The sequence below is a fragment of the Actinacidiphila sp. bgisy160 genome (assembly GCF_057707815.1).
In genome coordinates, this window is the sequence record NZ_JBYIQW010000087.1 from 1 (window position 1) to 17,433 (window position 17,433).

Annotated in this window: 14 protein-coding genes and 1 pseudogene; 6 read left to right on the forward strand and 9 right to left on the reverse strand. The window is 72.9% G+C overall.

Going from position 1 to position 17,433, the window contains the following annotated elements; genetic code table 11:
• Positions 1-69: 69 nt before the first annotated feature.
• The 4 genes from AC3EUJ_RS35655 to lepA all read right to left on the reverse strand — a co-directional run bounded on the left by AC3EUJ_RS35655 (position 70) and on the right by lepA (position 6,665).
• Positions 70-1,941 carry a SpoIIE family protein phosphatase gene (locus AC3EUJ_RS35655; RefSeq protein WP_431968923.1) on the reverse strand — a complete coding sequence of 624 codons (1,872 nt, stop codon included), beginning with the start codon at positions 1,939-1,941 and terminating at the stop codon, positions 70-72.
• A gap of 288 nt (positions 1,942-2,229) precedes the next feature.
• Positions 2,230-4,107 (reverse strand): AMP-dependent synthetase/ligase, encoded by a 1,878-nt coding sequence (locus tag AC3EUJ_RS35660; RefSeq protein WP_431968925.1) that lies wholly within the window; start codon positions 4,105-4,107, stop codon positions 2,230-2,232.
• Positions 4,108-4,340: 233 nt separating this feature from the next.
• Positions 4,341-4,598, reverse strand: coding sequence for a hypothetical protein (locus tag AC3EUJ_RS35665; protein ID WP_431968927.1), 258 nt, complete (start codon positions 4,596-4,598; stop codon positions 4,341-4,343).
• A 201-nt stretch (positions 4,599-4,799) separates the two neighbouring features.
• Complete coding sequence (gene lepA, locus AC3EUJ_RS35670; RefSeq protein WP_431968929.1) at positions 4,800-6,665, reverse strand: translation elongation factor 4; 1,866 nt, start codon at positions 6,663-6,665, stop codon at positions 4,800-4,802.
• Between the two features lie 236 nt (positions 6,666-6,901).
• Here lepA and rpsT point away from each other — a divergent pair, with 236 nt between their 5' ends.
• Positions 6,902-7,168, forward strand: coding sequence for a 30S ribosomal protein S20 (rpsT, locus tag AC3EUJ_RS35675; RefSeq protein ID WP_319133817.1), 267 nt, complete (start codon positions 6,902-6,904; stop codon positions 7,166-7,168).
• Positions 7,169-7,811: 643 nt separating this feature from the next.
• Here the strand turns inward: rpsT and holA are convergent.
• Complete coding sequence (gene holA / locus AC3EUJ_RS35680; RefSeq protein ID WP_431968931.1) at positions 7,812-8,795, reverse strand: DNA polymerase III subunit delta; 984 nt, start codon at positions 8,793-8,795, stop codon at positions 7,812-7,814.
• A 40-nt stretch (positions 8,796-8,835) separates the two neighbouring features.
• Between holA and AC3EUJ_RS35685 the strand changes: the two genes are divergently transcribed.
• Positions 8,836-9,081: a hypothetical protein gene (locus tag AC3EUJ_RS35685; protein ID WP_431968933.1), complete on the forward strand. Its 246-nt coding sequence runs from the start codon at positions 8,836-8,838 to the stop codon at positions 9,079-9,081.
• Positions 9,082-9,084: 3 nt separating this feature from the next.
• The gene (locus AC3EUJ_RS35690; RefSeq protein WP_431968935.1) at positions 9,085-10,533 is read left to right on the forward strand and encodes a hypothetical protein; all 1,449 of its coding nucleotides are present in this window, start codon (positions 9,085-9,087) and stop codon (positions 10,531-10,533) included.
• On the opposite strand, the gene AC3EUJ_RS35695 is transcribed toward AC3EUJ_RS35690, so the two are convergent.
• Positions 10,499-10,762, reverse strand: coding sequence for a GlsB/YeaQ/YmgE family stress response membrane protein (locus tag AC3EUJ_RS35695; RefSeq protein WP_431968937.1), 264 nt, complete (start codon positions 10,760-10,762; stop codon positions 10,499-10,501). The genes AC3EUJ_RS35690 and AC3EUJ_RS35695 overlap by 35 nt on opposite strands.
• Positions 10,763-10,983: 221 nt before the next feature.
• Between AC3EUJ_RS35695 and AC3EUJ_RS35700 the strand changes: the two genes are divergently transcribed.
• Positions 10,984-11,382, forward strand: a complete 399-nt coding sequence (locus AC3EUJ_RS35700; protein WP_431968939.1) for a RidA family protein — start codon at positions 10,984-10,986, stop codon at positions 11,380-11,382.
• Positions 11,383-11,413: 31 nt separating this feature from the next.
• Here AC3EUJ_RS35700 and AC3EUJ_RS35705 read toward each other — a convergent pair whose 3' ends face one another.
• Positions 11,414-12,190, reverse strand: coding sequence for an arylamine N-acetyltransferase family protein (locus AC3EUJ_RS35705; RefSeq protein ID WP_431968941.1), 777 nt, complete (start codon positions 12,188-12,190; stop codon positions 11,414-11,416).
• Between the two features lie 56 nt (positions 12,191-12,246).
• Between AC3EUJ_RS35705 and AC3EUJ_RS35710 the strand changes: the two genes are divergently transcribed.
• Positions 12,247-12,579, forward strand: a complete 333-nt coding sequence (locus AC3EUJ_RS35710) for a pyridoxamine 5'-phosphate oxidase family protein (RefSeq protein ID WP_431968943.1) — start codon at positions 12,247-12,249, stop codon at positions 12,577-12,579.
• Between the two features lie 325 nt (positions 12,580-12,904).
• Positions 12,905-14,326, forward strand: coding sequence for an APC family permease (locus AC3EUJ_RS35715; RefSeq protein ID WP_431968945.1), 1,422 nt, complete (start codon positions 12,905-12,907; stop codon positions 14,324-14,326).
• 114 nt (positions 14,327-14,440) lie between these two features.
• Here AC3EUJ_RS35715 and AC3EUJ_RS35720 read toward each other — a convergent pair.
• Positions 14,441-16,894: pseudogene (locus tag AC3EUJ_RS35720) on the reverse strand (ComEC/Rec2 family competence protein); the annotation flags it as partial.
• Positions 16,891-17,307 (reverse strand): ComEA family DNA-binding protein, encoded by a 417-nt coding sequence (locus AC3EUJ_RS35725; RefSeq protein WP_431968947.1) that lies wholly within the window; start codon positions 17,305-17,307, stop codon positions 16,891-16,893. The pseudogene AC3EUJ_RS35720 and the gene AC3EUJ_RS35725, both read right to left, overlap by 4 nt.
• Positions 17,308-17,433 lie beyond the last annotated feature (126 nt).

The following is a 17,433-nucleotide window of genomic DNA, read 5'->3' on the forward strand; positions in this document are numbered from 1 at the left end:
GCGCTGGCGGACCGCTGGTCCCCAGCCAACGTGAGCCAGGAATCCCCCTCCCTTAAGGCGGGGAGGATGTCAATGGGCCTGAAGCACGAGCATCGCGAGATCGTCGTCCGGCGGCGCCACATCGTACTCGTGCACCGCCCGCCGGATCCGCTCCGCCACTCCCGCCGCCCCCAGCCCGGCGCACGCCGCGAGCACGGCCGCCAGCCCGTCGTCGTCGTCGAACTGACGGCTCCCGTTGCGCCGCTCCGTCACCCCGTCCGTGACGCACAGCAGCGTGTCCCCGGGGGCCAGCCGGAACGATTCGCTGCGGTACCGTGCGTCGTCCGTGATCCCGAGCAGTATCTGCGGGGCCGCCGCGGGCCGCACCGCGCCGCCGCTCGTGAGGAGGAGCGGAAGGGGGTGCCCGGCGCTGGCCAGCGTGCACAAGGCGCCGCCGCCCGCCGCGCCCTCCCCCACGCCCTCCGGAACGATCTCCCCGTACAGCAGGGACAGGAACCGCGGCCCCGCGTCCCATCCCGGCCCGAGGGCGTCGCCGAGCGTGGCCGACGCTGCCTCGTCCGCCAGAGCGCGGTTGAGCCGGTCGAGGACCTCCGCGACGCCGTACCCCTCGCGCGCGAGGAGCCGCATGACGGGCCGGGCGAGGCCGGTGACCGCGGCGGCCTCGGGGCCGTTGCCCTGGACGTCGCCGAGGGCGAAGCACCAGCGGCCGCCGCCCGCGGGGAAGAGATCGTAGAAGTCGCCGCCGACGACGTCCGCGCGCGTGGGCTCGTACACGACGGCCGTGTCGAGGCCCGGCACCGCGCCGAGCCCGGCGGGCAGCAGGCCGCGCTGCAGGACCCGGCTGATCATGGCCTGCCGGGTGTACTGGCGGGCGGTGCCCACCGCGAGCGCGACGCGGCGTGCGAAGTCCTCGATGAGACCGATGACCTCGTCGGGGAAGCGCATCAGCCCGGTGCGCCCCAGGAGCAGCGTGCCGTGCCGGCGGCCGCCGGTCACCAGGGGGCAGGCCAGGGCCGCGCCGACCGCCTCGTCCGTGCCCTGGGCGGCGGCGGGCCACGGCCAGGGCACGGCACCGGCGCGGGAGCCGGGCGGCGGCGGTTCCTTCTCGAGCACCATGCGCAGCCCGTCGATACGGCTCTCCGCCGCGTGCCACACGCGCGCCAGGCGCGGCTCGGAGCCCTCGGGCCCGTCCCCGGAGAGCCAGACGGCGCACCAGTCGGCGAGCCGGGGCACGAGCAGCTGCCCGGCGAGGGAGGCGACCATGTCCTCGTCGAGTTGCCCGGCGAGCAGGTCGGAGGCCTCGGCGAGGAAGGAGAGCGAGCCGCGGTTGATCCACTCGCTGTCGTGCGGCCGCGGGAGGCGGTGCGCCGTGGGTGCGAGGATCTCGGTGGCGCGGAGTCCCCGCAGCAGGGCGCGGTCGGCCTCGGGGGGCAGCGGCAGGGTGACCCCGGGTTCGCGGTCGGCGGCCAGCCGGCACCAGATGGTTTTGAGGTCGCGTCGGTAGGTGATGCCCCACTCCTCGGAGAGGGCGGAGACGAGTTGCAGTCCGCGCCCGCCGTCACGGCCCTCGCGGGCGAGTTCGGCCCGGTCGCGGACGACCCGGGCGGGGTGGTGGTCGGAGACCTCGACGACGAGGCCGCCGTCCTCACGTCCGCCGGGCGCCGGGCTCTCCAGCCGGCAGAGCAGCTCGACCGCGGTGCCGGCGTGGATGACCGCGTTCGTGACGAGTTCGCTCACGAGCAGCACCGCGTCGTCCACGAGGTGGTCCCCGATGTTCTCGGCCGGCCAGGGCTCCTGCGTGGTCCACTCGGCCAGCGTGGCGCGGACGAACTTCCGTGCCGCAGAAGCCGCCAGCTGGTTGCCGGGCAGGCTGGTACGGGAAACGAACTCCCGTGGGATGGAATCTGGCCCCACTGTGCGGCTCCCGAGCAGATCCGGCATTGCGTCCTTGACGACCCGCCCAGCGTGACAGACCGGAAGCGCTCATAAGCACCGAGTCACCGAAGAAGGCCGTCATGGTCCCCAAATCGGCTGTTCCCGCGCCGAAAAGCGCGAGTCCCGTGCGCCCGCGTGTCGTCGGCCCGCCGCCGGACGGTGTGTGGATACGCGCGGCCGAGCCGGCCGGGGTGCCGGCCGAACTCGCCGGAACGTGCAACCCACCGCGTGGCCCGGCTGGAACGCGCGCTGCGCGGCGTGAACCTGCCGGGCCCCGGATGGGTGACTGGGCGCTCAGCCTTCCCGCGTACCGGCGTACATGTCCTCGATGAGGTCCTTGAACTCCCGCTCCACGACCGGCCGCTTGAGCTTCAGGCTGGGCGTGAGGTCGCCGTGCTCGACGTCCAGGTCGCGCGGCAGCACGCGGAAGGTCTTGATCTGCTGCCAGCGCTGCAGGTCCGCGTTGACCCGCTGCACGTAGCCGTCCATCAGGGCCCGCACCTGCTCGGAGCCGACGACCTCCGCGTAGGACTTGCCCTCCAGACCGTTCTCCTTCGCCCAGCCGAGGATCGTGGGCTCGTCGAGGGCGAACAGGGCGGTGCAGAAGTTGCGGTCGGCACCGATCACCAGGACGTTGCTGATGAACGGGCAGGCGGCCTTGAACTGGCCCTCGACCGCGGCCGGCGCGATGTACTTGCCGTTGGAGTTCTTGATGATGTCCTTCTTGCGATCGGTGATGGTGAGGTAGCCGTCCGCGGAGAGCTCCCCGATGTCACCGGTGTGGAACCAGCCGTCCGACTCCAGCACTTCGGCCGTCTTCTCGGGCAGCCCGTGGTAGCCCTGCATGATGCCGGGGCCGCGCAGCAGGATCTCGCCGTCCTCGGCGATGCGGACCTCGGTGCCCGGCAGCGGCTTGCCGACCGTGCCGGTCCGGTAGGCCTCGCCGGGGTTGACGAAGCTGGCGGCGCTTGACTCGGTCAGGCCGTAGCCCTCCAGGATGTGGATGCCGGCGCCGGAGAAGAAGTAGCCGATCTCCGGGGAGAGGGCGGCGGATCCGGAGACGCAGGCGCGCAGCTTGCCGCCGAACGCTTCGCGGAGCTTGGCGTACACCAGGCGGTCGGCGACTGCGTGCTTGGCGGAAAGGCCGAAGGGGGCGCTCGCGTTGCCGGTGCGGCGGCGGTTGTCCTGGGTGACCTTGGCGTACTCGCGGGCGACCTCGGCGGCCCACTTGAAGATCCGGTACTTGGCCGCGCCGCCGGCGCGGGCCTTGGCGGCGACGCCGTTGTAGACCTTCTCGAAGATGCGCGGGACGGCGGCCATGTAGGTGGGCTGCACGACCGGCAGGTTCTCGATGATCTTGTCGACGCGGCCGTCGACCGCGGTCACGTGGCCGATGGTGATGTGCCCGGCGGTGAGCACCTTCCCGAAGACGTGCGCCAGCGGCAGCCAGAGGTACTGGACGTCGTCCGCCTCCAGCAAGCCGTTCGCCTGGATCGCCCGGGCCATGTACGCCCAGCAGTCGTGCGGCAGCCGTACACCCTTGGGGCGGCCGGTCGTGCCGGAGGTGTAGATGAGGGTGGCCAACTGGTCCTTGGTGATATCGCCCACGGCCTTGCGGACCGCCTCGGGGTTCTTCTCCAGGTAGACCTTGCCGCGCTGCTCCAGCTGGGCCAGCGAGAGCGCCCACCCGTCGTCCCCGAGGTCGGCGCCGTCGGCGTCGACGACCACGACGTGGGCCAGCTCGGGCAGCTCGGCGCGGCGCTCGACGGCCTTGGCGAACTGGGCGGAGTTCTCGGCGATCAGCACCCGGCTGCCGGAGTCGGCCAGGATGAAGGCCGTCTCGTCGGCGTTGGTGCTCGGGTAGACCGTGGTGGTCGCGGCGCCGGCGCAGAGCACGCCGAGGTCCGCCAGGATCCACTCGACCCGGGTGGCGGAGGCGATGGCCACCCGCTCCTCGGGGCGTACGCCCAGGTCCATCAGGCCCGCGGCGACGGCATGGACCCGCTCCGCGGCCTGCTTCCAGGTGAGCGACCGCCACGACTCGAGGCCGTCACCGGCCGACGGCACCGGGTAGCGGTACGCCTCGGCATCGGGCGTCGCCTCGACGCGCTCCAGGAACAGGTTCGCCACGGAGGGCGGCCGGTTCTCGATCAAAGTCTGCGTGTCGGTCACGACAACCTCCGGGGGCCCGCCTCTTTACTGAGTGACTCGCGAGTAACTAACGAGTGGTGATCAGAGTAGGGAATCGGCGCCCGCTTGGTAAGAGGCCGCGGCCACCGCTACGCAACCGTGACGAGCGAATACATTGCGCATACACATAACGGCGGGCCCGCCCGGAATCCGGGGAGCCCGCCTTCCGGACACCGCCCGGCCACCCGTCGGCGGCACCGCGGGGAGCGCGACGCTCAGCCGCCGATGGGCAGACCGCCGATCATGCCCTTGGTGCCCCCTGCCCTGCCCGCACCGCCGAGCAGTTCGTTCGCCTTGCCGGTGACCGCCTTCAGACCGGTCTTGGCGACCTCGTCCTTGGCGTCCAGGATCTTCATCGGCCCGTTGCCGAGCGGGAGGGCCTCCCCGGCGAAGGCGGGGGACGCGGCGGCACCGGCGGCGCCCAGCGCGATCACGGAACCGGCGACGACGGCCGCGGCCTTCGAGTACTTCACTTCACATTCCCCTTCCGCAGCGACGTCTTTCGCCGCTGTCACGATGAGTAACGTCGGGGACTCCCGGCAGAAACCGCGCGGGCCGGGCTTTTTGCCAATCACCCGAATGCCCGACCGCTCATACGAAAGGGCGCCTGCCCGTTAATCGGACAAGCGCCCTTCCTGTGTGGTGCCCCGGACCACGCCGGCGAGCCGTGCCGGCTACTTCTTCTTGGCCCCGCCCTCGTCGCTGGAGAGCACCGCGATGAAGGCCTCCTGCGGCACCTCGACGGAGCCGACCATCTTCATCCGCTTCTTGCCTTCCTTCTGCTTCTCCAGCAGCTTCCGCTTACGGGAGATGTCACCGCCGTAGCACTTGGCGAGGACGTCCTTGCGGATGGCGCGGATGGTCTCGCGGGCGATCACCCGGGAACCGATGGCGGCCTGGACCGGCACCTCGAAGCTCTGCCGCGGGATCAGCTCGCGCAGCTTGGCCACCAGGCGCACGCCGTACGCGTAGGCGTTGTCCTTGTGCGTGATGGCGGAGAAGGCGTCGACCTTGTCGCCGTGCAGCAGGATGTCCACCTTGACCAGGCTGGAGGCCTGCTCGCCGGTGGGCTCGTAGTCCAGCGACGCGTAGCCGCGGGTCTTGGACTTCAGCTGGTCGAAGAAGTCGAAGACGATCTCGGCGAGCGGGAGGGTGTAGCGGATCTCCACCCGGTCCTCGGAGAGGTAGTCCATGCCGAGCAGCGAGCCCCGCCGGGTCTGGCAGAGCTCCATGATCGCCCCGATGAACTCCGTGGGCGCCAGGATCGTGGCCCGCACCACCGGCTCGTACACCTCGGCGATCTTGCCCTCGGGGAACTCGCTGGGGTTGGTCACGACGTGCTCGGCGCCGTCCTCCATCACCACGCGGTAGACCACGTTGGGAGCCGTGGCGATCAGGTCCAGGCCGAACTCGCGCTCCAGGCGCTCGCGGATCACGTCCAGGTGCAGCAGGCCCAGGAAGCCGACGCGGAAGCCGAAGCCGAGGGCCGCGGAGGTCTCCGGCTCGTAGACCAGCGCGGCGTCGTTGAGCTGCAGCTTGTCCAGGGCGTCCCGCAGCTCCGGGTAGTCGGAGCCGTCCAGCGGGTACAGCCCGGAGAAGACCATGGGCTTGGGGTCCTTGTAGCCGCCCAGGGCCTCGGTGGCGCCCTTGGTCTGCTGGGTGATCGTGTCACCCACCTTGGACTGGCGGACGTCCTTCACACCCGTGATCAGGTAGCCCACCTCGCCGACACCGAGACCGTCGGCCGGCAGCATCTCGGGCGAGTTGGTGCCGATCTCCAGCAGCTCGTGGGTCGCGCCGGTGGACATCATCTTGATGCGCTCGCGCTTGTTGAGCCGGCCGTCGACGACCCGGACGTAGGTGACGACGCCGCGGTACGAGTCGTACACCGAGTCGAAGATCATCGCGCGGGCGGGCGCGTCGGCGACGCCGACCGGGGCCGGCACGGTTTCCACGACCCGGTCCAGCAGCGCCTCGACTCCCAGACCGGTCTTGGCGGAGACCTTCAGCACTTCGGAGGGGTCGCAGCCGATGAGGTTGGCCAGCTCCTCGGAGAACTTCTCGGGCTGCGCGGCCGGCAGGTCGATCTTGTTCAGCACCGGGACGATGGTGAGGTCGTTCTCCATCGCCAGGTAGAGGTTGGCCAGCGTCTGCGCCTCGATGCCCTGCGCGGCGTCGACCAGCAGGATCGTGCCCTCGCAGGCCGCCAGCGACCGGGAGACCTCGTAGGTGAAGTCCACGTGCCCCGGGGTGTCGATCATGTTCAGGATGTGGGTCCTCCCCTGACCGGCGCCCTCGGTGGGCGCCCAGGGCAGTCGGACCGCCTGGGACTTGATCGTGATACCGCGCTCGCGCTCGATGTCCATCCGGTCGAGGTATTGGGCGCGCATCTGCCGCTGATCCACCACGCCGGTGAGCTGGAGCATGCGGTCGGCGAGTGTCGACTTGCCGTGGTCGATGTGCGCGATGATGCAGAAGTTGCGGATCAGCGCCGGGTCGGTACGGCTCGGCTCCGGCACGTTCGAAGGGGTCGCGGGCACGCAGGGTCCTGTCTCTTGAGGCGCCTGTCGCCTCTGGTCGGATCGATACGTATGGCTCCCATAGTCCCATGGCCGGGGCCCACGGCCATGCCGGGCGGTGCGGGAGGAGCCCGGAGGCCCGCCGCGGAACACCGGTTTGGGCGGCGCGGCGGCCGACTGCTAGCCTGGGCAGTCGCGCCTCGTGCCCTCTACCCGAGGCGCGGACCCCATCAGATCAAACCTGAAAAGGCTCTTTCGTGGCGAACATCAAGTCCCAGATCAAGCGCAACAAGACCAACGAGAAGGCGCGCCTGCGCAACAAGGCCGTAAAGTCCGAGCTCAAGACCGCCATCCGTCGCACCCGTGAGGCCGTGGCCGCCGGCGACGTCGAGAAGGCCACCGAGGCCGCGCGTCTCGCCTCCAAGAAGCTCGACAAGGCCGTGAGCAAGGGCGTCATCCACAAGAACCAGGCCGCCAACAAGAAGTCGGCGCTGGCGCTGAAGGTGGCCGGCCTCCAGGGCTGAGCCTTCCCGTAGTAGTACCCGTCGGTGAGGACACAGCGGTCCCTCTCACCCGCTCCTCCGCCGGCACCTTGATCTTCCGGCCGCACGCGGCCTGCGTTCGCCGTTAGCGGCGAGTGTCGACGTAGGTAGCGCCTCCGAGTAACGCCACGCTTGGATGCGGTACGAAGCCCCTGACCTACGGGTTGGGGGCTTTTCGTCATCCCCAGACACAACGAAACCCCCTCCTCCCGAAAGAGGAGGGGGCTCGCCGGACGGTCACCGGGTTGGCGGACCTCACCCGGGCCAGCGCCGGCCTCCGCGGCAGCGAGGTTCCTGCCGCGGGTCATTGCCCCGGGTCGGCGTACACGTGGCACAGCCAGCCATGGACCGGGGCGGGGTCTTAAGGGGGGGCGCGGAGAGCGACAGGCATCGGCGCCGGCACCGGTCCAGGGAGCAGGTCGGCGTCGGAGGACTTTGAGAGCGCCCGCGGGAGGATCTACCTTCACGACTTTCCCGGAGCACACGGGCTACCGCGAGAACGTCACACGCCACTGGAGGGCCGGGCGCCGGAGCCGACGACCACGCCTCATCCTCCACGGGACTCCACGTTGACGCCGGCGAATGCGCCGGCCGTATGGCCGGCGCCTGCGTTCGTGATGCCGGCTCAGCGGGTTCGCGCGGCCCGCGCCACGGCGACGACCGCCTTCTCCAGGGCGTAGGCCGGATCCGCGCTACCGCCCTTGACCGCGGCGTCGGCCTCGGCGACCGCGCGCAGGGCGGCGGAGACGCCGTCACCGGACCAGCCGCGCATCTGCTGCCGGACGCGGTCGATCTTCCATGGCGGCATGCCCAGCTCGCGCGCCAGGTCCGCCGGGCGCGCCCCGCGCGGGGCCGAGGCGAGCTTGCCGATGGCCCGGACGCCCGAGGCGAGCGCGAAGGTGATGCCGGGCAGCGGTTGACCGACCGCGATCGCCCACCGCAGCCGCTCCAGCGCTTCGGCGGCGCGGCCGGTCACCGCGAGGTCTGCGACCTCGAAGCCGGTGGCCTCGGCCCGGCCCGTGTAGTAGCGGGCGACCACGGCCGCGTCGATCGCGCCCTCCACGTCGGAGGCGAGCTGGGCGCAGGCGCCGGCCAGCTCCCGCAGGTCGCTGCCGATGGCGTCCACCAGGGCCTGGCAGGCCTCGGGGGTCGCGGACCGGCCCAGCGTGCGGAACTCCTGCCGGACGAAGGCCAGCCGGTCTGCGGGCTTGGTCATCTTCGGGCACGCCACCTCGCGCGCCCCGGCCTTGCGGGCCGCGTCCAGCAGGCCCTTGCCCTTGGCGCCGCCCGCGTGCAGCAGGACGAGCGTGATCTCCTCGACGGGGGCGTCCAGGTAGGCCTTGACGTCCTTGACGGTGTCCGCCGACAGATCCTGTGCGTTCCGTACGACCACGACCTTGCGCTCCGCGAAGAGCGACGGGCTGGTGAGCTCCGCCAGCGTGCCCGGCTGGAGCGCGTCCGGGGTGAGGTCGCGCACATCGGTGTCGGCGTCGGCGGCGCGCGCGGCCCGCACGACCTCCCGTACCGCGCGGTCGAGGAGCAGGTCCTCCTGCCCCACCGCGATCGTCACGGGGGCGAGCGGGCTGTCTGTCGAACTGTTCCTGGCCATCGCGGTCCAGCATCCCACGCGGGTCCGACACAATGTCCCGGTGACCGACGTCAGACATGTGCTCGTCCTCCCCGACCGCGACGCCGCCGAGGACGCCGCCGACGAAGCCGCCGAACGCTTCGACCTGCCCGCCCGCCCCCAGCTCGTCCGTGACGCCCTCGCCGGCGAGGACGACGCCGAGGATGCCCAATGGCTCGTCGTCATCGACGACGAGGACGAGGAACTGGACCCCGCCGCGCTCAACGAACTGGCGGAGGAGTTCGAGGGCTGGCTGGAGGAGGACTAGGCCGTGCCGCTGCGCGTTCCCGCCCAGCGCCGTCGTCGCTCGCAGGAGCCGGGGACGGAGCGTCCCGAGGCGGCCGGGGTTGTCCCGGCCGTTGTCCCGACGGTCCCGTTCAACCAGCGCGTACGTCTCCTGGTCGAGGCCGTCGACCAGCCCGACGAGCTCGCCCTCGTCCAGGGGCTGATGGAGGAACGGGGCTGGGCGGTGCGCCGCGCCGGCCGTGAGGACGCCCCGGCCACGGCGGGCGGCGGCCGCGTCGCGCTCATCGTCGAGGTCCGGCTCAACGGCTCGCGCTGGCGGGCCGAGAAGGCCGCGTGCGGGGCCGTGGAACGCCTGGCGAGGACCCGTCAGCTCGGCCTGTGGGTCCGGGACGCGGCCCTGTTGCTGCGGCCGGACGACCCGCGGACCGAGTACCGCGTGATCCGCCGTCCGGGCGCGGGCGCCAGCCGGCGCGACCGGCTCGCACGGTGGTGGGCCGCGTGCGGCGGGCGCGGCGCGCACCGGCTGCTGCGGCTGCCGGACGGGGTCACCCGGGAGGCCGTCGAGCGGGAGCTTGCGGAACGTCCCCTGGGCGGCGGCACCTTCACCCCCGGCGCTTACGAACTGCGACCCGCACCGCCCGAGACGGTGGAGGCGGCCGCCGCCGGGACGCGCCACCCCGCCGTGCCCCGGGTGCGGGTGCTGCCCGCTGTGGCAGGCGTGGTTGCGGCGGCTCTGCTGGGGTGGGCGGCGGCCGAAGCGGGCGCGGAGCCCCTGTGGTGGCCACTGGCGGCGGTGGCCCTCCTCTGCGCGCCGGGGGTCCACTTCGCCCTGCGCGACTCCTGGTTCTCACGCAACGCGGTCTGGCTGGTGCCGCTCGCCCTGCCCGTGGGGTGGTCGCTGGTGACCTGGCTCGGCCGGCTGATGCAGGCGTTCTATCTCGACCGGTTCGGCATCCCGTCCGGCTCCGTCCGCTCCGCCGGGGACCTGTGGCCGTACGCGGCGGCCGCCGAACCGCTGGGCCTCGCCCTGGCGTTCGTGCTGTTCTTCACGGCGGTGGCGGGCTGGCTGCGGCACGTGCACATCGCCAAGGGGGACAACCGCCTCGCCCTGGTCGTCGTCGCCGTGCTGCTCTCGGTGGCGTTCGCGGCCACCGCGCTCGTCGCCGGAGCAGGCGACGCGGACCGCGCCGCCCGGGGGGCGGCGACCGCAGCCCGGCAGGGGTACGTCCCGGCGACGTACTTCGGACTGCACGGCACCCTGATGTGCGTGGTGCCGGTCGGCGAGGGCCCCGTACCCGTGGAGAACGGCCCGGTGCCGGCCGACCACGCCGTCCTGTCCTTCGGCGCCGCCGGGGACTGGATCTGGCTGTGGGACCCGGACCGTTCGCAGGCGCTGTCCGTGCGCCGGGAGGACGTGCAGCTGCTGCCCGCGCCCGCGGTCAGCGGGAGTCGCCGAACAGGATGCGGTAGATGATCAGGAGGAGGAGCGCGCCGCCTATGGCCGCGCCCCAGGTGGGCAGGTCGTAGAAGTCCTTGGTGATGGGGTGGTCGAGGAACTTCGCCGAGATCCAGCCGCCGACCACCGCGCCCGCGATGCCGGTCAGCGTCGTCCCGACCAGTCCGCCCGGGTCCTTCCCGGGGAGCAGTATCTTCGCGATGGCGCCCGCGATCAGGCCCAGGATGATCCAGCCGATGATGGTCATGCCGTCAACCTGCCACGGCCTCCGGCCCGTCATGCGTGCCGGGACAAAGCCATGGGCAAGCCGTGACACGGTGGTTGCACTTCCCGGCGAACCCCTGGCCCGGCCGCGGGGTGGGGCGCGGCCCGGCGCGAAAACCGGGTGACGTCCGCGTCGGCGGCTCGGCAGGATCGGCACGTCAGCCAGGTCAGCCGGGTCAGCCGGTTCGAGGCAGGAGGCTCCCCGTGGTGCACCGCACGATCGTCCCGACGTTGTTCCCGCCGCCCGGTTACGCGCACGCCGCGGTCGTCGAGGCCGGCCGGCGGCTCGCCTTCATGGCGGGTTCGGTACCGCTCGACGCGGAGGGCGCCCTGGTGGGGCCCGGTGATCCGGTCGCCCAGGCGCACCAGGTCGTCGCCAATCTCGACGAAGCCCTGCGGGCCGTGGGCAGCGGCCTGGAGCACGTCGTCGCCAGCACGGTGTACGTCGTGGGCACCGATCCCGCGGAACTGTCTCAGGTCTGGGAGGTCGTGCGGGCTTCGGGCCTGGGCGAGGGGCCCCACACCTCGACGCTGCTCGGCGTCGGCTGCCTCGGCTACACCGGCCAGCTGGTGGAGGTCACCGCGACGGCGGTGGTGCCCTGACCCGGCGCCCTGATCTTTCGTGGACCGAGTCCTACTCAACCTCGGGGACTTGCTCCAGGACGAGACCGAAGCGGTCGCGGTAGGCGGCGAGGACGGCGGCGTCGCCCTCCAAAGCCTCTTCCCGCCGGATGCCGTCCGGGGCGGTGGTGATGAGCGTGCGGCCGGAGAGGGTCAGCCGGCCGCCGTCCTCGGTCAGGCGGGAGCAGACCAGGGACTGCGCGAAGTGGGAGTGCGGCGAGGTCTGCTGGTACCAGGAGCCGGCCTCGAAGTCGGCGAGCTCGCGTGGGCGGAGCTCGAGGCGGAAGACCGGCTCGCCGTCGTGGTGGAGGTCGAGGTCGCCGTACGGGGCCGGGGTGAAGCGGAAGACGCCGCCGGGGTCCGTCTGGTCGACGTCGGGGGTGAGGTCGAGGGGGTGGTGCGCGTGGCGGCCGAAGCCGACGTCGGCGAGCAGGGTGACGTCGTCGCAGGTGCGGACGTGGAGGGCCATGTGGTCGAAGGGGATGCCCAGGCGCCGGCCGTTGATGGAGCGGGCCGCGTGAAGCGTGACGTCGTAGCCGAGCGCGGTCAGCAGGGCGCCGAAGGCGCCGTTGACCTCGTAGCAGAAGCCGCCGCGGCGGGCGGTCACGATCTTGTCGAAGAGGGCCTTGGGGTCCAGGCAGACGCCTTCGCCGAGGTGGATGGAGAGGTTCTCGAAGGGGACGGCCACGAGATGGCGCACGTGCAGCTCGCGGAGGGCGGCGGCGTCGGGGCGTTCGGGGCGTTCGGCGCCGATGCGGCGGAGGTAGGCGTCGGCCTGGGAAGCGTCCATGGCGTCAGTCTCGGGGAATCGCCGGCGCCCACGCCAGCCCCGGACAGCTTCGCGGTATGACTCGAACACTGCGCGAGCGGCACGCCGGGGCGATGGGCCGGCTCAGGGACGACGAGGACGTGTGGGTGGCGACGGCGGACGCGGAGGGCGTGCCGTGCCTGGTCCCGCTGTCGTTCTGGTGGGACGGGGAGGAGTTGTGGCTCGCCACGCGGCGGACGAATCCCACCGGCCGGAACCTGGAGGCCTCGGGGCGGGTGCGGCTGAGCCTGGGGCACACCAGGGATCTGGTGCTCGTCGACGGCACGGCGCGGGTCGTGGAGTTCGCGCGGCCTGCCGGACGGCGTCGGCGACGCCTTCGCGGCGAAGGCCGCCTGGGATCCCCGCGGTGACGGACCTTCGTACGCGTTCTACGCGATCCGGCCGCAATGGGTGCAGACCTGGGGACGCTGCCCGAGATGCGAGACCGGGACCTGACGAAGGAAGGGGTGTGGCTATTCTAAAGCCAGAGCACCGATATCCACGGCACGAGACCTCAAGTTTCCTGTTTTACGTCGAGCATTGGGTTGTTGATCTTCGGATTTCGTTGTCCGAAGACTCTTGACGGAGGCTTGACGCGCGCGGTTTCATCCTCGGAAGCGGAAGTGAATATTCCGTTTCGTGTTTCCCTGGACCGGAGGCGGTAGCCCCCTCAGCCCGACCCGATCGGATGCGCGCATGACCGACACGCTCCACCCGCCGACGGCCCCGCACTCGCCGCTGGCCCCGCCCATCGAGGCACCAAAGTCGCTCAAGAGGTCCATCGGCGTGGTCGGCGGAACGCTTCTGACGCTGTCGTGCCTGACCCCGGCGTCCTCGCTGTTCGTCATCGTGCCCCCGCTCTTCGCCGGCCTGGGAACCGGGACGGCGCTGACGATCGTGATCGCGGCGGTTCTCTGCATCGCGGTGGCCTTCTGCTATTCGGAGCTCGGGACGCTGATACCGAGCGCGGGCGGCGAGTACGCGATGGTGGGCACGCTCATCGGGCGGCTGGCCGGGTGGATCGTGTTCGTGCTGTCCCTGGTCGTCGTGATGATCGTGCCGCCGATCATCGCGCTCGGCACGGGCGAGTACCTGTCGCCCATCATGCACATCGACCCGAAGATCGCGGGCGCCGCCGTCATGCTGCTCGCCACCGTCATGGGTCTGCTGGACCTGCGGGCCAACGCCTGGATCACGGGCATCTTCCTGGTGCTGGAGGTCGTCGCGGCGGGGGTCGTGGCCTTCCTCGGCTTCTCCCACACCTCCCGGTCGGCCTCGGTGCTGATCCACCCGGTCACGCAGGCCGGGCACGGGGTGAGCACCGCGGTCACGGCGGGGACGATCATCGCGGGGCTGGCGATCGCGCTCTTCGTGCTGCAGGGCTTCAGCACGGCCGTGTACCTGTCCGAGGAGATGGAGAACCCGCGGCGCACGGTCTCCCGGACCGTGCTGTGGACGCTCGGCATCGGCGCCCTGGTGGTCATCGTGCCGACGATCGCGATCACCCTGGGCGCGCCCGACATGAACTCCCTGATGGCCGGCGACCTCTCCGCTCTCGTGCAGGGCTGGAGCAACTCGGCGGTCGGCACCTTCATCAGCCTCTGCATCGCGCTGGCCATCATCAACGCGGGCATCGTGATGGTCATCCAGAACTCCCGGGTGCTCTACGCCTCCGCGCGGGACCGCGCCTGGCCGGCCCCGGTCAACAAGGCGTTCGGCACGCTGAGCAAGCGTTTCGGCGCTCCGTGGATCGCGACGCTCGCGGTGGGCGTACCGGGCGCGGTGCTCTGCTTCGTGCCGGTGGAGACGCTGAGCGGTGTCACCGGCGTCGCGGTCGCCGCGATGTACATCGTCGTCGCCCTCGCGGCCCTCGGCTCGCGCCGCGGTGGGCACAGGGAGCGCGCGGCCTGGCGCATGCCGCTGTGGCCCGCCGTGCCGCTGCTCCTGGTCGTCGTGCTGGCGTACGTGCTGACCCAGCAGACCACGAAGGACCTGGTGATCACCGGTGTGATCGTCGCCGCCTCGCTGGCCTACTGGATCTGCTACCTCCGGCCGCGGCGGAGCACCCGCTGGGTGATCTCGGTGCCCGAGGAGGAGATGGGCCTGGAGAACGCCTGAGCCGCCCGTCCCCGGAGCCCGTGGGGCCCGTGGGGCCCGTACCGGTCGTGCTCCGGTGCGGGCCCTGCCCCGTCCCCGGACGGCCCGCTGCGCGGCGGGCGACGCACCGGCCGCGGCGGCCCGCAGATCCTCCCGGTCGCCCAGGACGGCGACCGGGCCGTCCCGGTCGGTGCGCAGGACGGTGGCGCCCTGGGCGCGCAGCGCGGCGAGGGTGCGGGGCGAGGGATGCCCGTACGGGTTCGCGGCACCGCAGCTGACGAGCGCCAGACGGGGCCGGAGACGGGCCAGCAGCGCCGCGTCCTGGTAGCGGGAGCCGTGGTGGGCGACCTTCAGGACGTCGACGCGCGGGAGGTCCGGGACGGCGGTCAGGAGCGCGTGCTGGGCCGCGGGCTCCAGGTCACCGAGAAGGAGCACGGTGAGCCCCGCCGTACGGACCAGCAGGGTGACGCTGGCGTCGTTGGGGTTGGCGTCGTTGGGGTTGGCGTCGTTGGGGTTGGCGTCGTCGGCGCCCGCGAGCAGGGAGGGCGCGGCGGGCCACAGCACGCTCCAGTCCAAGGAGCCCAGGCGGCGGCGCTCCCCCGGCGCCGCGCGAAGCACGGGAACACCGGCGGCGGCCGCCTGACGGCGTACGAAGGCGGCCTGGTCGGAAGGTTCGTCGAGGGTGGTGGTCTCGATGGCGCCGACCGAACGGCCCCGCAGGACCCCGGTGAGACCGGCGACGTGGTCGGCGTGGAAGTGCGTGAGGACGAGCAGCGGGACCGCGGTGACCCGGAGGGAACGAAGACAGCGGTCGACGAGGCGGGGCTCCGGTCCGGTGTCCACCACGACGGCGGTGCCGTCGCCCGCGGAGAGCACCAGCGCGTCGCCCTGGCCGACGTCGCAGGCCACCAGCCGCCAGGTCGGCGGCGGCCAGCCGGTCACCGAGCGGGGCAGCGGCGCCGGACGCACCACGGCCAGCACGAGCAGCAGCACGGCGGCGGCGCACAGCCAGGGGCGCCGCAGGAGGCGGCGCCCCGCCGCGACGACCGCCACCGTGACGGCGGCCAGCAGCAGGGCGCCCGTCCAGGTGCCGGGCCAGTCCAGCGTCGCCCCGGGCAGCGCGGCACCGCGCCGGGCCACCGCGGCGATCCAGGCGGCCGGCCAACCCGCGACCCAGGCGAGGGCCTTGGCGGCGGGCATGGCGAACGGCGCCGCGGCCAGGGCGGCGAACCCGAGGACGGTGGCGGGGCCCACCGCGAGTTCCGCCAGCAGGTTGCAGGGGACGGCGACCAGGCTGACATGGGCGGCCAGCACCGCCACCACGGGGGCGCACACCGCCTGCGCGGCCGCCGCCGCGGCCAGGGCCTCCGCGAGGCGCGGCGGCACCCGCCGGCGCCGCAGGGCGGCGCTCCAGCGCGGCGCGAGGACAAGGAGCGCGCCCGTGGCCAGCACGGACAGCGCGAAGCCGTACGAGCGGGCCAGCCAGGGGTCGTGGAGAAGCAGCAGCAGGGCGGCCCCGCACAGCGCGGGCAGCAGGCTGCCGCGGCGGCCCGTGCCGATGGCCAGCAGGGTGATCAGTCCGCAGGCGGCCGCCCGCAGCACGCTCGGGTCCGGCCGGCACACGACGACGAAGGCCACGGTGAGCCCTCCCCCGAGCACAGCCGTCACGCGTAGCGGGAGGGCCAGCCGCGGCGCCAGGCCGCCGCGCTCGGCGCGCAGGGCGAGACCCGGCGGGCCGATCAGCAGGATCAGCACCAGCGAGAGGTTGGAGCCGCTGACCGCCGTCAGATGCGTCAGGTCGGTGGCTTCGAACGCGTCGTGCAACTCCGCCGGGATACGGGAGGTGTCCCCGACGACCAGCCCGGGAAGCAGGGCGCGGGCGTCGGGCGGCAGGCCCTCGGTGGCCTCGCGCAGCCCCGCGCGGAGGCCGCCGGCCACGCGTTGCGCACGGCCCGGCGCTCCGACGACGCGCGGCGGTCCGCGGACCGACAGCACCGCGGCGATCCGGTCTCCCTGGCCCTCCGCCGGGGCGAGCCGGGCCTCCGCCTCGACGCGCGTGCCGGGCAACAACGTCAGCCACGCGCGGGCCGGTTGGCGGGCGATCAGCAGGACCGGCGTGCGGACGGCGGTCGTTGTGCCTTGCGCCGCCACGCGCACGGCCTCGGCCCGCGCCAGCACCGCGTCCGGGGCCCGGACGGCCCCGCGCACCCGCGGGCGGATCAGCCGGGGGTCCGAACTCAGACGCAACTCGACCCGCGCATGCGCGTGTTCGGCTGCCAGGACGGGCACCGGACCCCGGTGCAGATCCGTGGCGTGCAGGCCCGCGACGGCCGCGGACGCCGCCGCGCAGAACACCACGGCGGCGGCCGTCGCCCACCGGCGTACGAAGGACACGAGCGCCCCCAGGACGAGCAGGGCGCACGCCCATGCCACGGCTCGCCCGGGCGCGGCGAGGGCGATGCCCGCGGCGAGCCAGGCCACGAGCGCCGGGGCCACCAGGCGGAGGTCCGCCGGACCCTCCTGGCGCGGGTTCGACGCGCCCCGGGGTGAGGCGGCCGCCGCGTGCACCGCCGGGCGGGGCGCGCTCACGGGGTGACCAGCGGTTTGAGGTCGGAGAACCGGCGGTCCCCGATGCCGTTGACGTCGCGCAACTGCTCGACGGAGGTGAAACCGCCGTGTTGGCCGCGGTAGTCGATGATGTGCCGGGCGAGCACGGGCCCCACACCGGGCAGGGAGTCCAACTGCTCGGCGGTGGCGGCATTGAGGCTGACCGGACCGCTCGCGACGGCGGTCCCCGGGACCCCGGCGGCGGGCGCAGGCGCGGGGCGGCCCACGACGATCTGTTCCCCGTCGGCCAGCAGGCGGGCCAGGTTCAGGGCACTGGTGTCCGCGCCGGGCAGCGCTCCCCCCGCGGCGGCCACGGCGTCCGCCACGCGGGACCCCGCGGGCAGCCGGCGCAACCCCGGTTTCCTGACCTTGCCCGCGACGTCCACGACCAGCACCGGTTTCGCCCCGGGCGCGGGGCCCGGCGCCCGGGACCCGGCCGCGCCGGAAGCCCGCGCGGCGGCGGGGGTCTCGGCCGCGGGGGGGGGGGGGGGGGGGGGGGGGGGGGGGGGGGGGGGGGGGGG

Bases quoted from the DNA above. Each gene is read 5' to 3' on its own strand.
- AC3EUJ_RS35655 (WP_431968923.1), bottom strand. From the start codon at position 1,941: ATGCCGGATCTGCTCGGGAGCCGCACAGTGGGGCCAGATTCCATCCCA.
- holA (WP_431968931.1), bottom strand. From the start codon at position 8,795: ATGGCCAGGAACAGTTCGACAGACAGCCCGCTCGCCCCCGTGACGATC.
- AC3EUJ_RS35695 (WP_431968937.1), bottom strand. From the start codon at position 10,762: ATGACCATCATCGGCTGGATCATCCTGGGCCTGATCGCGGGCGCCATC.
- AC3EUJ_RS35705 (WP_431968941.1), bottom strand. From the start codon at position 12,190: ATGGACGCTTCCCAGGCCGACGCCTACCTCCGCCGCATCGGCGCCGAA.
- AC3EUJ_RS35710 (WP_431968943.1), top strand. From the start codon at position 12,247: ATGACTCGAACACTGCGCGAGCGGCACGCCGGGGCGATGGGCCGGCTC.
- AC3EUJ_RS35715 (WP_431968945.1), top strand. From the start codon at position 12,905: ATGACCGACACGCTCCACCCGCCGACGGCCCCGCACTCGCCGCTGGCC.